The 13,556-nt window shown below is 71.3% G+C and carries 12 protein-coding genes; 6 read left to right on the forward strand and 6 right to left on the reverse strand.

Annotation, left to right across the window (positions count from 1 at the left end):
* Positions 1–150: 150 nt before the first annotated feature.
* Entirely contained in the window at positions 151–528 is a 378-nt protein-coding gene (locus JJQ90_RS20715) for a c-type cytochrome (protein WP_230410863.1), read from the reverse strand.
* Positions 529–721: 193 nt separating this feature from the next.
* Between JJQ90_RS20715 and JJQ90_RS20720 the strand changes: the two genes are divergently transcribed.
* The gene (locus JJQ90_RS20720) at positions 722–988 is read left to right on the forward strand and encodes a hypothetical protein (protein WP_230410864.1); all 267 of its coding nucleotides are present in this window, start codon (positions 722–724) and stop codon (positions 986–988) included.
* Between the two features lie 113 nt (positions 989–1,101).
* On the opposite strand, the gene JJQ90_RS20725 is transcribed toward JJQ90_RS20720, so the two are convergent.
* Together JJQ90_RS20725 and JJQ90_RS20730 are read right to left on the reverse strand one after the other, a co-directional pair.
* On the reverse strand, positions 1,102–2,040 hold the full coding sequence (locus tag JJQ90_RS20725; RefSeq protein WP_216878185.1) for a carotenoid 1,2-hydratase: 939 nt from the start codon (positions 2,038–2,040) through the stop codon (positions 1,102–1,104).
* Positions 2,037–3,509 carry a phytoene desaturase family protein gene (locus tag JJQ90_RS20730; protein WP_216878186.1) on the reverse strand — a complete coding sequence of 491 codons (1,473 nt, stop codon included), beginning with the start codon at positions 3,507–3,509 and terminating at the stop codon, positions 2,037–2,039. Before JJQ90_RS20730 ends, JJQ90_RS20725 begins: the two co-directional genes overlap by 4 nt.
* 251 nt (positions 3,510–3,760) lie before the next feature.
* Between JJQ90_RS20730 and ppsR the strand changes: the two genes are divergently transcribed.
* From ppsR to JJQ90_RS20755, 5 genes are read left to right on the forward strand one after another with little or no spacing between them, the layout of a single operon-like run.
* Positions 3,761–5,116, forward strand: coding sequence for a transcriptional regulator PpsR (ppsR, locus tag JJQ90_RS20735; RefSeq protein ID WP_216878187.1), 1,356 nt, complete (start codon positions 3,761–3,763; stop codon positions 5,114–5,116).
* On the forward strand, positions 5,113–7,317 hold the full coding sequence (locus JJQ90_RS20740; protein WP_216878188.1) for a GAF domain-containing protein: 2,205 nt from the start codon (positions 5,113–5,115) through the stop codon (positions 7,315–7,317). Before ppsR ends, JJQ90_RS20740 begins: the two co-directional genes overlap by 4 nt.
* A 4-nt stretch (positions 7,318–7,321) precedes the next feature.
* Positions 7,322–7,909, forward strand: coding sequence for a biliverdin-producing heme oxygenase (locus JJQ90_RS20745; protein ID WP_216878189.1), 588 nt, complete (start codon positions 7,322–7,324; stop codon positions 7,907–7,909).
* A gap of 38 nt (positions 7,910–7,947) precedes the next feature.
* Positions 7,948–8,781 carry a PstS family phosphate ABC transporter substrate-binding protein gene (locus JJQ90_RS20750; RefSeq protein WP_216878190.1) on the forward strand — a complete coding sequence of 278 codons (834 nt, stop codon included), beginning with the start codon at positions 7,948–7,950 and terminating at the stop codon, positions 8,779–8,781.
* A 20-nt stretch (positions 8,782–8,801) separates the two neighbouring features.
* Positions 8,802–10,646 carry a putative bifunctional diguanylate cyclase/phosphodiesterase gene (locus JJQ90_RS20755; protein ID WP_216878191.1) on the forward strand — a complete coding sequence of 615 codons (1,845 nt, stop codon included), beginning with the start codon at positions 8,802–8,804 and terminating at the stop codon, positions 10,644–10,646.
* A gap of 27 nt (positions 10,647–10,673) precedes the next feature.
* Here the strand turns inward: JJQ90_RS20755 and JJQ90_RS20760 are convergent, their stop codons facing one another.
* Genes JJQ90_RS20760 through JJQ90_RS20770 form a run of 3 tightly spaced genes read right to left on the reverse strand, consistent with a single transcriptional unit; the run spans position 10,674 to position 13,536 of the window.
* Positions 10,674–11,396, reverse strand: a complete 723-nt coding sequence (locus JJQ90_RS20760; protein WP_216878192.1) for a class II aldolase/adducin family protein — start codon at positions 11,394–11,396, stop codon at positions 10,674–10,676.
* The gene (locus JJQ90_RS20765) at positions 11,393–12,577 is read right to left on the reverse strand and encodes a 3-hydroxybenzoate 6-monooxygenase (RefSeq protein WP_216878193.1); all 1,185 of its coding nucleotides are present in this window, start codon (positions 12,575–12,577) and stop codon (positions 11,393–11,395) included. The genes JJQ90_RS20760 and JJQ90_RS20765 overlap by 4 nt, the downstream gene beginning before the upstream one ends.
* On the reverse strand, positions 12,574–13,536 hold the full coding sequence (locus JJQ90_RS20770) for a Bug family tripartite tricarboxylate transporter substrate binding protein (RefSeq protein ID WP_216878194.1): 963 nt from the start codon (positions 13,534–13,536) through the stop codon (positions 12,574–12,576). Before JJQ90_RS20770 ends, JJQ90_RS20765 begins: the two co-directional genes overlap by 4 nt.
* Positions 13,537–13,556 lie beyond the last annotated feature (20 nt).

Below are 13,556 nucleotides of genomic sequence, written 5' to 3' on the forward strand. Positions count from 1 at the left end.
CGATCCGTCCCGCGCATCGCCTCAACCCGCCGCCGCTTCCTACAACCGCAGCGAATCAGGTTGGAGCCGTTCTGAACAGCCGAATTTCCGCAGCCTGTTAGGTCGTGACGGCCGGTTGGCGCTCCCCAGCGCCGACCGACCGCCGAGACCTCAGTTGGCCTTGAGATAGGCGATCACGTCATTGATCTGGGTCGGGTTGCGCAGGCCGGCGAAGGACATGCTGCCGCGCGGCAGGAGCGCCTTCGGATTGGCGAGATAGGTGCGCAGGTTTTCCTCGGTCCAGCTCTGGCCCGTGCGCCATTCCTGCATGTTCGCCGAATAGCGGAAGCCCTCGATCGAGCCGGCGGCGCGGCCGACGACGCCATGCAGGTTCGGGCCGACGCCGTTGCGGCCACCCTCATTGATCGTGTGGCACGCGCGGCACTGGTTGAACACGCGCTGGCCGGCGGCGGCGTCACCCTCCTGCGCCTTGGCGGCGAAAGGGGCGAGAGCGAGGGCCGTGGTCAGGGTGAAAGTCAGAAATCGCATTCGAAGCATCCTCCTTGGAAGTCCGCCCGAGCCAATCCGATAAGAACGAGACTGGCCTTTGGTTCCTGGACATGTGCCGGCTAGCGGCTTGTTGTGGCCCGCCCCACACCGCCAAAGTGGCAGGCGAGTGTGGTAGCGCAAGGTGGCGGTTGATGAAACCTCGGTCAGTTTCAGTTGTGTCAGGGGCTGCATGATGGCGGATTTCTTCGCCTCCGGCCGCGTCGCCGACCTCATCCTGCTGGTGCTGGCGGCGGAGGCGCTGCTGCTGCTGGCCTGGCGCCGCCGCACGGGGCGCGGCCTGTCCCGGCTGGCATTGGCCGGGCTCGTGTTGCCCGGCGTGGCCCTGGTGCTGGCGCTGCGCGCGGCGCTGACCGGGGCCGGCTGGCCCTTCGTCGCCATGGCACTGGTCGCGGCTTTCGCCGCCCATCTGTTCGACCTGGCGCAGCGCCTGCGGCGCTGAGAACCCTCAAACGCCGGGCGCGGCCTCCGGCCGCTGGGCTTCGCCACACATGTGGCGGCGGCCTTCGGCCGCTCGGCCGGCGGAAGATGCCGGCCGCGGATGGTGTCGCCAACTCACCGCAGCGGCCGCGGCACCCGGAAGGGCAGCATGGCGTACATGGCGGGGGAGGCGAAGCGGTCCAGCGACAGGCTTTCATGGATCGCCGTCGCCTCCTGCCCCAGCAGCCGGGTGCGGATTTCGGAGCGGGAATAGAAGGGCGCATCCACCAGCGTCCGCACCAGCCGCGCCTGCCCCGCCTCCGCCCGCGTCGGCCTCGCGATGCGCCACAGGGTTCTGGGCAGTTCCACCGGGGGCGGCAGCTCGAAATCCGTCACCGCGCCGTCCCGCCCCACCCGCAGGGCCAGGGATTGGTCCGTGCCGTCGCGCCGCTGCGCGTTGTAGAGGATGGCGGTGGCGTCGGGCATTGGCGCCCGGCACCAGTCCCAACCAACAAAATCCTGTTCCAGCGGGGCGCTGCCCCAGTTCGTGTCGAAATAGGCGGCGCCGGACCAGCGCAGCGCCGGGCTCTCCAGCGTCACCTCCACCGAGGCCCGCGCCGCGATCGGGTGCCAATGGTGGCGCCCCTCGGAGTCGAGCTGGAAGGCGCGGGTGGACAGCGCCTCCGGCCGCAGCACCACGCTGCCGCGCAGGGGGCGGGGCAGGGGGGCGGTGATTTCTTCGATTCGGACGGTCAGGGCCTCGCCGTCCCAGTGCAGGGCGCTCGGGCCGATCTGCAGAACATCGGCGCTTTGGCGCAGCGCGCCGCGCCGGCGGTCGGTCATCGCCCAGCCGCCGGGCGCGCCATACAGCGCGACATGCAGGCAGCAGTGGTTCTCCGGGTCCGCCGCGGCGCCGCCGCGCTTGGCCAGGCTGTACCAGGGGGAGAAGACGGTGCCGATGAAGGCGATGATGGTCAGCCCATGCCGGCCATCGGCGCTCAGCGCGTCCAGATACCACCAGCCATAGCCGCGTGGCCCCGCCTTGCGGTCGAAGGCCCAGCCCGCTGCCGTCATCCGCGATCCCCCATCACCGCTTGTGCCGCCAGCCGCCCCGACAGCGCCGCCATGGCCAGCCCCGCCCCCGGATGGGTGGTGCCGCCGGCCAGATAAAGGCCTGGCAAGGCGGTGCGCGCCGCCGGCCGGCTGAAAATCGATTGCCAGCCATGCACCGCCTGGCCGTAGAGCGCGCCACCGCTGCCTGGCGCCTCCGCCTCATAGTCCCGCGGCGTCACCGCCAGCACGGCGTCCCGGCGCAGTGTGACCCCCGCGCGCGCCATGGCGGCCAGGCTGGCCGCCTCCACTGGGGCCGGGTCGGCCGGTCGCGCATCGGCGCGGGCCGGGGCGGCGACCAGGGTCATCAGCGGTTCCGCGCCACCGGGGGCGCCGTCTGGGGCGGGGGCGGGGTCGTGCCGCGCCTGGGCCCAGAGCGTCACGGTCGGCACCTCCGGCATCTGGCCCCGGGCCAGGGCAGCATATTCGGCGACCGGGTCCGCCGGGTGGAACACCGTCTGGCGCGGCAGGTCCGGCCCCTCGGCCCGCCCCGCCATGGCCCAGCCGAAGGCGGAAAAGGACCGGCGCGCGGCCGGCAGGCGCGGCACCGCCTTGGCCGCCGCCGCGCCGAAATGCCCGGCGGCCAGGCTCGCCGCATCGGCGGCCAGCACCACCCGCCGCGCCGCGATGCGCGTGTCGTCGGCCAGGCGCAGCCCGGCGATGCGGCCGCCCTGCACCAGCAGCTCCGCCACCGTCGCGCCGTGACGGATTTCCACCCCCTGCGCCACCGCCACCGCCGCCAACGCCTCCGCCAGCCGTCCCATGCCGCCTTCGATGCCGTGCAGGCCGGACATCTCGACATGCGCCACCAGCATCAGCGTGGCCGGGGCGAGCAGCGGGGAGGAGCCGACATAGGCCGCCATCCGGCCGAACACCTGGCGCAGCCGGGGATTGTCGAAATCCCGCCCCAGCGCATCCCACAGCGTGCCGAAGGGGGAGGTGCCGAGCTTCCCCGCCAGCGCACCCAGCGCCAGCATCCCGGGCCGCTGCGCGGTCAGGAAGGGCGCTTCCAGCGCGTCGTGGCAGCGGGTGGCGCGGGCCATGAAGTCGCGAAAGCCGCGCGCGGCCGCCGGGCCGGCGAAATCGCCGATCGCGTCCTCCGCCGCCCGCCGGTCCGCCAGCAGGTCGAGTTGCTGGCCATCGGGCCAGATATGGCGGCCAAGCACGGCAAGCGGGCGGAGCATCAGATGATCCTCCAGCCGCGCCCCGCCGGCGGCGAACAGCGCCTGGAACACCGGCAGCAGGGTCAGCACCGCCGGCCCGGCATCCACCGCCAGGCCGCCCGGATGCAGCCGTCGGATCCGCCCGCCCGGCGCCGCGGCGCGTTCCAGCACCAGAACGGGGCGGCCGGCGGCGGCCAGATGGATGGCCGCCGCCAACCCGCCAACCCCGGCCCCGACCACCAGGACGGGTGAATCTCCGCGCGATAGCATGGGCGGATTGGGCGGCAGGCCTCGCCCTATGTCAAGTTGAGTGGACGGAATCAGCCAAAATCGGTCGAATTGTCGTCAATATAACTTGACGTTCAGGTCGCGTTTCCCCAGTTAGGAGACAAGGTGGTTTATCCATATGGACTGTGTCGTCATATGGGTACACATCTCGTCGTGCCGTGTCCCGTCGCCTCACCGATGCGCCAGCCGTACCGGTGGCCGTCATGGGGCCGGCCGATCAATCGGATTCCCGCATGACCCGTGTCGCCGTCATCCAGCCCGATATCACCCTGAACCTGGATTGGGAGGGGGTCATTCGCGACGCCAGCCTCTCCGACGCCATTCCATCGGAGCGGGTGCAGGACTGGCTCGGGCGGCCCTGGATGGAAACGGTGGGGGAGATCGCGGGCCTCCAGGTGCGGCGGATGGTGGAGGATGCGCGCGCCAGCGGCGTCTCCGCCTATCTCCAGATCACCCAGCGCTTTCCCTCCGGCCTCGAACTGCCGATCGAATACACCACCGTCCGGCTTGGCGGTCAGGCCGGGCTGATCGCCGTCGGCAAGAACCTGCAGGCGGTGGCGGAGCTGCAATCGCGCCTGGTCGCGGCGCAGCAGGCGCGCGAACAGGACTACTGGAAGCTGCGCGAGATCGAGACCCGGTCCCGCCTGCTGTTCGATGCCTCCTCCGAGGCCGTGCTGGTCATCGCCGCCTCCACGCTCCGCATCGTCGAGGCCAATCCGGCGGCGATCCGCGAACTCGGCATGGCGCCGGGCTGGAATTTCTCCGACGAGGTCGCGCCGCGCGACCGCGCCGCGCTGCGCGATGTGCTGCTGCGCGCCCGCGAACAGGGGCGCGCGCCCGGCATCATGGTGCATCTGGGCGCGGAGGCGACGCCCTGGCTGCTGCGCGCCTCGCTGATGGCGCGCACGCCGGGACCGGTCTTCCTGATCCAGCTCAGCCCCGCCGCGACCGCCGCGGCCACCACGCTGCCCCGCGCCCAGAAGCTGCGCGGGGATGAGTTGCTGGAGGATCTGCCGGACGGCTTCGTGGCCCTGGACGAGGATGGCACGATCCGTCGCGCCAACCGCACCTTCCTCGACCTGGCCCAGGCCGGCACCGAGGCCTCCATCATCGGCGAACGCCTGGACCGCTGGCTGGCCCAGCCGGGCATGGATGCCGGCGTGCTGCTGACCACCATCGCCCAGCATGGGGAAGCCCGGCTGTTCACCACCCAGCTCACCGGCAATCTCGGCTCGGAGGTCGAGGTGGAGATCTCCGGCTGCGCCGTCAGCCGCGACGGGCTGCGCATGACCGGCCTCATCATCCGCGATGTCGGCCGCCGCGTGCTGCCTTCGGGGGAGGCGGCCGCGCTCCGCGCCGCGCTCGGCACGCTGGCCAATGATGTCGGCCGGGTGCCGCTGCCGATGATGGTGCGCAACACCGCGGCGCTGGTGGAACGCGCCTGCATCGAGCAGGCGCTGCGGCTGGCCAATGGCAACCGCACCGCGGCCGCCGATGCGCTCGGGCTGAGCCGCCAGAGCCTCTATGCCAAGCTGGAGCGCTACGAGATTGGCGAATCGCGCGAGGCCAGCGAGGACGGCGCGCGGTGACCATCGACCTGCCCGGCGGATCCGCCGGATCCCCGGCCTTCGGCACCGCCGACCTGTCGAATTGCGAGCGGGAGCAGATTCATCTCGCCGCCTCGATCCAGCCGCATGGCGCACTGCTGCTGCTGCGGGAGCCTGACCTCACGGTGCTCCAGGCCAGCGCCAATGCCGCCGCCTTCCTCGGCCTGTCCACCCCGGCCCAGGGCCAGCGCCTCGGCGCCATCGCGCCCGACATCGCCGCGGCCATCGCGCCGCTGCTGGCCGATGCGCTGGATGTGGTGCCGGCCGCCGCGCGCATTCCGCCGGGCCAGGTGGGCGTGCCGCTGGATGCGCAGATCCACCGCCCGGCCGGCGGCGGGCTGGTGCTGGAACTCGAACGTGCCGCGCCGGATGACGACGCGACGCAGCGCCTGGAACCCGCTTTGCAGGCGATCCTCGGCAGCTATGCCCTGCGCCCGCTTTGCGAGGAGGTGTGTCGCATCTTCCGCCGCCTGACCGGCTATGACCGCGTCATGGTCTATCGCTTCGACGAGGACGGCCATGGCGAGGTCCTGGCCGAGGAACATGCGGCGGGGATGGAGCCCTATCTCGGCAACCGCTACCCGGCCTCCGACATCCCGGCCATCGCGCGGCGGCTCTATATCCGCAGCCGCGTCCGGGTGGTGACCGATATCCACTATGCGCCGGTGCCGCTGGAGCCCCGCCTGTCGCCGCTGACCGGGCAGGACCTGGACATGTCGCTGTGCATCCTGCGCAGCACCTCGCCCATGCATGTGCAGTATGTGAAGAACATGGGCGTGGGCGCGACGCTGGTCGCCTCCATCCTGGTGGGCGGGCGGCTCTGGGGGCTGATTTCCTGCCATCACCAGACCCCGCGCCGCACCCCCTTCGCGATGCGCGCCGTCACCGAATTGCTGGCGGAGGCCGTCGGCACCCGCATCGCCGCGCTGGAATCCTTCGTCCAGTCCCAGGCGGAACTCGCCGTGCGCCGCCTGGAACAGCGGATGATCGAGGCGATCACCCGCGATGGCGACTGGCGCACCGCGCTGTTCGACAATGCCCAGACCCTGCTGCTGCCGATGGGCGCCAGCGGCGCCGCCCTGCTGTTCGAGGGCCAGATCCAGACCGCCGGCGAGGTGCCCGGCACCGCCGGGCTGCGCGACCTCGGCACCTGGCTGGACAGCCGGCCGCGCGCCCCGGTCATCGCGACCTGTGCCCTGTCGGGGGAGGCGCTGCATCTGGCCGGGCTGACGCGGGTGGCCAGCGGTGTGCTGGCCGCGCCGATCTCCACGGCGCTCGGCGAGTATCTGATCTGGTTCCGGCCGGAGCAGGTCTCCACCGTGACCTGGGGCGGCGATCCGACCAAGCCGGTGATGGTGGGCGACGATCCGCGCGACCTGTCGCCGCGCCGGTCCTTCGCCAAATGGAACCAGGTGGTGGAGGGGCGGGCGGAGCCCTGGTCGCCCAAGGACCTCGCCACCGCGCGGCTGATCGGCGACACCGTCACCGATGTGGTGCTGCAGTTCCGCTCCGTCCGCATGCTGATCGCGGAGGACCAGCTGGCCCAGGTGCGCCGGCAGGTCGGGCTTTCCGCCCAGCCGGTGGTGATCTGCGACCCGGCCGGCAATATCAACCTGCGCAACGAGGCCTTCGACCGGCTGCTGCCCGGCCTGCGCGGCGCCGCGCCGCGCCGCATCGACCATCTGCTGCCCTATTTCGCCGATTCCGCCGAGGTGGGCCGGCGGCTGCGCGACGTGCTGGAGAATCGCCGGTCCTGGCGCGGGGAGATCCGGCTGGCCGATGGCCAGGGCGCCGGCCAGACCGGGGGCCGCCCGGTGCTGGTGCGCGCCGATCCGGTGTTCTCCGCCCCCGATCGCGTGCTCGGCTTCGTCTTCCTGTTCAACGACCTGGCCGAGCGCAAGGCGGCGGAGGCGGCGCGCCGCCGCTTCCAGGCCGGGATCGAGGCCGGCAGCCGCCGCCCCGCCGGCCGCTTCGACCGCCAGGCGGACCTCGCCTACCAGGCGATCCTGGCCTCGGTGGTGGAGAATGCGCAGCTCGCGGCGCTGGAGATCGCCGATGGCGTGGATGTGGCGCAGATGCCGGACCTGCTCGAATCGGTCCGCGCCTCCGTCGCCCGCACCGCCACGGTGCTGGAGACGCTGATCCGCCACGCCAGCACACCGCCGCCCGCCGGGGATGGCTGAGACCATGCCGGGGGATGCCGCCAGGCAGGCGCTGCGGCAGGCCACCGGGGCCGTGCATGAACGGCTGCATGGCGTGCCAGTCTTCGCGCGGCTGGCCTCGGGCCGCATCGACACCGGCGAATATGTGCTGCTGCTGCGGCGGCTGCTGGGCTTCCACCTGGGGGTGGAGGCGGCGCTGGGTGGCGGACCCTCCCTGCTGCCCTATGGCATCACGCTCGAACAGCGGCGGCGGTCGCCGATGCTGGTGGCCGATCTGGTCGCGCTGCGGGCGCCGCCGCTCGCCGCCGTCGCCGACCTGCCCGCCCCATCCTGCGCCGGCTTCGCCATGGGCTGCCTCTATGTGATGGAGGGTTCGACCCTGGGCGGCCAGCATCTGGCGCGGGCGCTGGACGGGGTTCTGCCGGGCGAGGATGGGCGCAGCTTCCTGCGCGGCTATGGCGCCCGGCATGGTGCGATGTGGCGCGAATGCTGCACGGCGATCGAGGCCTGCGGCGCGGAATCCGGCCGGCTCGCCGGGATGATCGCCGGGGCCGAGGCCACCTTCGCCCGATTCGAGAGCTGGTTCGCGCCGCCTGGAGCGCGATGCATTTAGTCACCGCGCCTTAAGTCCTCACGGCGCAGGATGGGGCGATGGAGTACCCCTTCGCCCTGGGCCGTCGCGGCCTGCTCGCGCTGCTGCCGCTGTCGCCTGTGCTGGCCGGGGCGGAGGCCCCGCTGCGGATCGGCGGCACCGGCATGGCGCTGGTCATCACCCGGCGCCTGCTCGACCTGTATCGTGGAGCGGAGAATGGGCCGGGTGTCGTCGTGCTCGACAGTCTCGGCACCTCCGGCGGGCTGGCGGCGCTGCGCAGCGGGCTGGTCGATATCGCGCTGTCCTCCCGCATGCCGCGGCCGGAGGAGCAGGCCATGGGGCTGGTGGCCCAGCCGCTCGCACGCACCCCTGTCGCCTTTGCCACGCGTCATGACACGCCGGTCGAGGGGCTGAGCCAGGCGGAGGCGGTCGCCATTCTGTCGGGCGATACAGCCGACTGGCCGCGCGGTGGACAGGTCCGGCTGGTGCTGCGCGACCGCAGCGAGACGGATTGGGCCGTGATGGCCACCGCCAGCCCGGCCATGGCCGAGGTGATGCAGCGGGCGCTGAACCGACCTGGCCTCGCCTTGGCCGTGTCGGACCAGGAGAATGCCGAGCTGCTGGAACAGCTTCCCGGTTCTTTCGGCCTGACCACGCTGGGCCAGACACGCGCCGAGCACCGCCAGCTGCGTCTGCTGGCGCTGGATGGCGTCCCCCCGGGGTTGGAGGCCATGGCCGCAGGCAGCTATCGCTTCGCGCGTGGCATCTTCGCCGTGACCCGCAGCGATGCACCACCCCTCGTGCAGGCCGTGCTGCGCTTCCTCGGCACGCCGCAGGCCCAGCGCAGGCTGCGCGATTCCGGCTTCCTGCCCGTGACGGAGCATGCGGCATGAGCAGGCTGGGGGAGAGGGCGATGCCGGACGCTCGGCCGGGCGAGGCCAGCGCGGCGGATGCCGAAGCGGCGCTGGCGCGGGTTGTCAGCGGCTTCGCCGCCACCATTGCCCTGCTGTTGGCGCTCGCGGTGCCCGCGATGCATGCCTGGTCCGCCTGGCGGGAGGAAAACGCGGCGATGCGGGCGGAAGTCCGCGTCATCGCGCATGGCATCACCCAGATGGCCACCCGCATGCCCGATCTGTGGATCTATCAGGACGCCCGGCTGCGCGGCCTGCTGCATGCGGGCGATGGCACCGATTCCAGCCTCTGGGTGCAGGACCTGGACGGGAAGGTCCGGGCGCAGGTGGTGATGGACCTGGCCTGGCCGCGGCAACAGCTGCGGGAGCCGGTCTATGACAGCGGCACGGTGGTGGGCGCCGCGGTGATCGAGCGCTCCCTCCGGCCAATGCTGTGGCGCACCGCCGTGGTGGCGGTGCTGGCGCTGCTGGCGGCGGCCGGCGCCTATGCCGCGCTGCGGATGCTGCCCCTGCGCATGCTGCAACGGGCGATCGGCCGCGCCACCTATCTGGCGACGCATGACCAGCTCACCGGCCTGCCCAACCGCCGGCTGTTCCATGACCGGCTGGCCCAGGCCGCGCTGCGCGCCAGCCGCTACGGCACCGGCTTCGCCGTGCTGGCGCTCGACCTCGATCGGTTCAAGGAGGTGAACGACACGCTGGGCCATGCGGCGGGCGACGAGCTGCTGCGCCAGGTGGCGAATGCGCTGGGCGCCACGCTGCGCGACAGCGACACGCTGGCGCGCCTCGGCGGCGACGAATTCGCCATCATCCAAAGCAATGCCGAACAGCCGCGCTCGGCGGAGGCGCTGGCGGCGCGGCTGGTGGAACGGCTGTCGCTGCCTTTCGAACTGCATGGCAACCTGGCGCATATCGGCACCAGCATCGGCATCGCGCTGAGCGGCCCGGTGGCGGAGGGTGCGGAGACGGTCGCCGGGGAACAGGTGCTGCACGACGCCGACACGGCGCTGTATCGCGCCAAGGCCGAGGGCCGCAGCACCTACCGCTTCTTCTCCGCCGAGATGAACCAGGCGCTTCAGGAACGGCGGGAGATGGAGCGCGACCTGCGGGAGGCCGTGGCCGGCGGCCAGTTGCGTCTGCACTACCAGCCGCAGGTGGATCTGGCGACGCAGCGCGTGGTGGGGCTGGAGGCGCTGCTGCGCTGGGCGCATCCCCGGCGCGGCCTGGTGATGCCCGACCGCTTCATCGCCTTGGCGGATGAAGTCGGCCTGCTGAACCGCATCGGCGAATGGGTGCTGCTGGAAGCCTGTGCCACGGCCAAGCGCTGGCCGGGGCAGCGCATGGCGGTGAACATCTCCGCCAACCACTTCCAGAGCAACGACTTCCTGCGCGCGGTGCGCCATGCGCTGGAGACGACGGGGCTGGATCCGGAGCGGCTGGAGATCGAGATCACCGAGGGCGTGCTGCTGACCGACACCGACCGCACCCTGGCGACGCTCGGCGCGCTGCGGGAGATGGGTGTCTCCGTCGCCATGGATGATTTCGGCACCGGCTATTCCTCGCTCGGCTATCTGCACAAGTTCCGCTTCGACAAGATCAAGATCGACCGCAGCTTCGTGCACAGCCTGTCGAACGACCCGCAATCCATGGCCATCATCCGCGCCGTCATCGCCATCACCCAGGCGCTCGGCCTGCGCTGCAATGCGGAGGGTGTGGAAAGCGCCGCACAGGCCGCGATGCTGCGGGCGGAAGGCTGCACGGAAGCGCAGGGCTGGCTCTATGGCCGGGCGGTGCCGGAATATGAGCTGCATGTGCTGATCGGCGCCACCCAGGACCGCGCCGCCTGAGCGCTGTGCCCAGGCGGCGGGCGGGCCTCAGATTCCGCCGTAGTTTGCCCGCGTGATCCAGTAGTCCCAGGCGCGGGCCAGCGGCATGTCGGAGAGCAGCATGGCTGCGGTCTTCTCCACCTCGCCCGGGGTCAGATAGTCCGGCGCGCCATGCGGGATGCTGGCCAGAACCATCTCCGCATTGTGCTTCATGTAGACGGCGGTGAAGACGGCGGCGCGCAGGTTCACCCCGACATTGCAGGCGCCATGGCCGCGCAGCATGACGCTGCGGTTGGCGCCCAGCGCGCGGGCCAGGGAATGGCCGCGTGGCAGGTCGTCGATCAGCATGTTGGTGTCGCCGAATTCCGGCTGGCTGTCCCAGAGCGGCACGTCGGAGCCCATGACGCTACCCATGTGGAAGATCGGCTTCAGGGTCAGCGTGCGGACCACGGTGAAGGGGATGACGCTGCGCGCATGGTGGTGGACCACGGACATCACATCCGGCCGCGCCATGAAGATGGCGGAATGCAGCGCGCGTTCGGAATACATGCGCCGCCCGTTCTGCGCGACCGGCGTGCCGTCCAGCTCGAATTCCATGATGTCATCCGCCGTCACCGCCACCGGGCTGCGGCTGCGCGACAGGAAGTAGCGGTCGGCGCGTTCCGGATGGCGCAGCGAGACATGGCCGAAATCGTCGATCACATCCTCCCGCGCCAGAATCCGGTTGGCGAGCACCAGCTCGCGGATCGCATGCGCCACGGCGTCGCTCATCTCGTTTCCTCCTGTGACCCGCCATAGAGCCAGGCGAGCATGTCCTGCCAATCGGTCTGCGTCTTCGCGGCCATGATGCTGTTGCGCAGCGCCGCATGCGGCCCGGCCGGGTGGTAGATGTGGTCGCCCACGGCGCGGGACTGCAATTGCACCCGCGCCGTGCGCAGCAGCCGCGCATCGCGATAGGCGGCCAGCGCCGGCGCCACATCGCCGTCATGCGCATGCATCATCTGGGCGAGGCACACCGCATCCTCCATCGCCATGCAGGCGCCCTGCGCCAGGTATTGCAGCGTGGGATGCGCGGCATCGCCGAGTAAAGCCACGCGATCCTGCACCCAGTTCGAGACCGGGTCGCGGTCGCAGAGCACCCAGAGCTTCCAGTCGCGGCCCTGATGGATGATCGACCGGGCGAGGGGGTGCACATGCTCGAAGCCCGCAAAAACCTCCCCGGCGGAGACCGGCTTGCCCGCGACGGGCTCGGGCGCGTCGTTGTGGCAGGTGACGACCAGGTTGAAGGAAGCCCAGCCCTGCAAGGGGTAATGCACGATATGGCACTTTGGGCCGGCCCAGAGCGTCGCCGCGTTCCAGCGCAGCGATTCCGGCATCTGCTCGGTCGGGATCACGCTGCGATAGGTGGTGTGGCCGGAAACGCGCGGCGCGCCATCCCCCACCAATTGCCGGCGCACCTTGGACCATAGCCCATCCGCGCCGATCAGCGCCCGCCCGCGCAGCCTTTCGCCATTGGCAAGATGCGCGGTGACGCCGCCGCCATCCTGCTCATACCCGACAACCTCCGCCGAGGTGCGCAGCGTGATGGAATCGCTGCCGCGGCAGCCTGCCAAAAAAACGGCGTGCAGGTCGCCGCGGTGGATGACGGCATAGGGGGCGCCGAAGCGACTGCGAAAGGCCTCGCCGAGGTCGATATGGCAGATCTCCTCCGCCGTCAGCGCATCCATCAGCCGCAGCTTGTCCACATGGATCGCCATGGCCCGCGCGGTCTCGCCGATGCCGAGCCAGTCGAAGGCGTGGAAGGCATTGGGGCCGAGCTGGATGCCGGCGCCGACCTCCCCCATCGCCACCGCCTTCTCCAGCACCGTCACGCCAAAACCCTGCCGGGCCAAAGCAAGCGCGGTGGCCAGCCCGCCGATGCCGCCGCCGGCGACCAGGATCGGCTCGCTCATTCAGGCTTGATTCCGGCGGCCTCGGCGATGCGCGCGTTCTTCGCATCCTCCGTCGCGATGAAGGCGGCGAAGTTCTGGGGGGTGTCGGTGGTGAAGGCCTCGGCGCCCATCGCCGTCAGCCGCTGCGCGATCTCCGTCTCCCGCCCGATGGCGTTGAGGTGTTGTGCCAGGGTTGCCGCCGCATCGGGCGAGAAGCCGCGCGGCCCCCAGACAGCGTACCAGAGAAGAAAATGCAGGCCCGGCAGCCCGGCTTCGTCGACGCTCGGCACATCGGGCATGGCGGCGCTGCGGGTGGGGGAGACGACGGCGAAGGCGCGCAGCCGGCCGGCCTGGACCAGCGGCTGGGCGGAGAGCAGGGGCGCCACCATCAAGGCCACATTGCCGGCGACCACATCGTTGATGGCCGGCGCGGTGCCCCGGTAATGCGCCACCACGGCTTCATCGGCCCCGACGCGGCGCTTCAACCCCTCCGCCGCCAGATGCGCCATGGACCCGGCGCCGGAGGTGGAGATGGTGTAGTCGCGCGGCGCCGCCTTCATCCGTTCGGCAAGCTGGGCCAGGGTGGTGGCGCGGCTGGCCTCCGGATGGCCGACGATGACCAGGGGCGCGGTGGCCAGCCGGGCGATGGGCGTGAAATCGGCGATCGGGTCGTAGGTCAGGCCGGGGACGACGCGGCGGCCCATCAGGTGGATATCGGCATTGACCAGGAAGGTGGCGCCATCCGGCGTGCTGCGGGCGACCTCCGCCGCGCCGATGGTGTTGTTGCCGCCGGCGCGGTTCTCCACCACCCAGCCCGCCCCGCCGCGCGCCGTCAGGCGCTGGGCGTAGAGCCGGCCGATGACGTCGATGGCACCCCCCGGTGGCGCCGGCACCACCAGCCGCACGGGGCGGCCCTGGGCGCGCGAAGGTCGCGCCAGCCCTGCCATGGCGGCGGCAGCCAGTATCGTCCTGCGATTCATGGTGTTTGTTTCCTGCCCTG

Source organism: Falsiroseomonas oleicola, from assembly GCF_019029495.1.
In the GTDB taxonomy this organism is placed as follows: domain Bacteria; phylum Pseudomonadota; class Alphaproteobacteria; order Acetobacterales; family Acetobacteraceae; genus Falsiroseomonas; species Falsiroseomonas oleicola.

Coding starts and splice junctions, on each gene's coding strand:
- JJQ90_RS20760 (WP_216878192.1), bottom strand. CDS start 11,396: ATGAGCGACGCCGTGGCGCATGCGATCCGCGAGCTGGTGCTCGCCAAC.
- JJQ90_RS20750 (WP_216878190.1), top strand. CDS start 7,948: ATGGAGTACCCCTTCGCCCTGGGCCGTCGCGGCCTGCTCGCGCTGCTG.
- ppsR (WP_216878187.1), top strand. CDS start 3,761: ATGACCCGTGTCGCCGTCATCCAGCCCGATATCACCCTGAACCTGGAT.
- JJQ90_RS20770 (WP_216878194.1), bottom strand. CDS start 13,536: ATGAATCGCAGGACGATACTGGCTGCCGCCGCCATGGCAGGGCTGGCG.
- JJQ90_RS20765 (WP_216878193.1), bottom strand. CDS start 12,577: ATGAGCGAGCCGATCCTGGTCGCCGGCGGCGGCATCGGCGGGCTGGCC.
- JJQ90_RS20715 (WP_230410863.1), bottom strand. CDS start 528: ATGCGATTTCTGACTTTCACCCTGACCACGGCCCTCGCTCTCGCCCCT.
- JJQ90_RS20725 (WP_216878185.1), bottom strand. CDS start 2,040: ATGACGGCAGCGGGCTGGGCCTTCGACCGCAAGGCGGGGCCACGCGGC.
- JJQ90_RS20730 (WP_216878186.1), bottom strand. CDS start 3,509: ATGCTATCGCGCGGAGATTCACCCGTCCTGGTGGTCGGGGCCGGGGTT.
- JJQ90_RS20745 (WP_216878189.1), top strand. CDS start 7,322: ATGCCGGGGGATGCCGCCAGGCAGGCGCTGCGGCAGGCCACCGGGGCC.
- JJQ90_RS20720 (WP_230410864.1), top strand. CDS start 722: ATGGCGGATTTCTTCGCCTCCGGCCGCGTCGCCGACCTCATCCTGCTG.
- JJQ90_RS20755 (WP_216878191.1), top strand. CDS start 8,802: ATGCCGGACGCTCGGCCGGGCGAGGCCAGCGCGGCGGATGCCGAAGCG.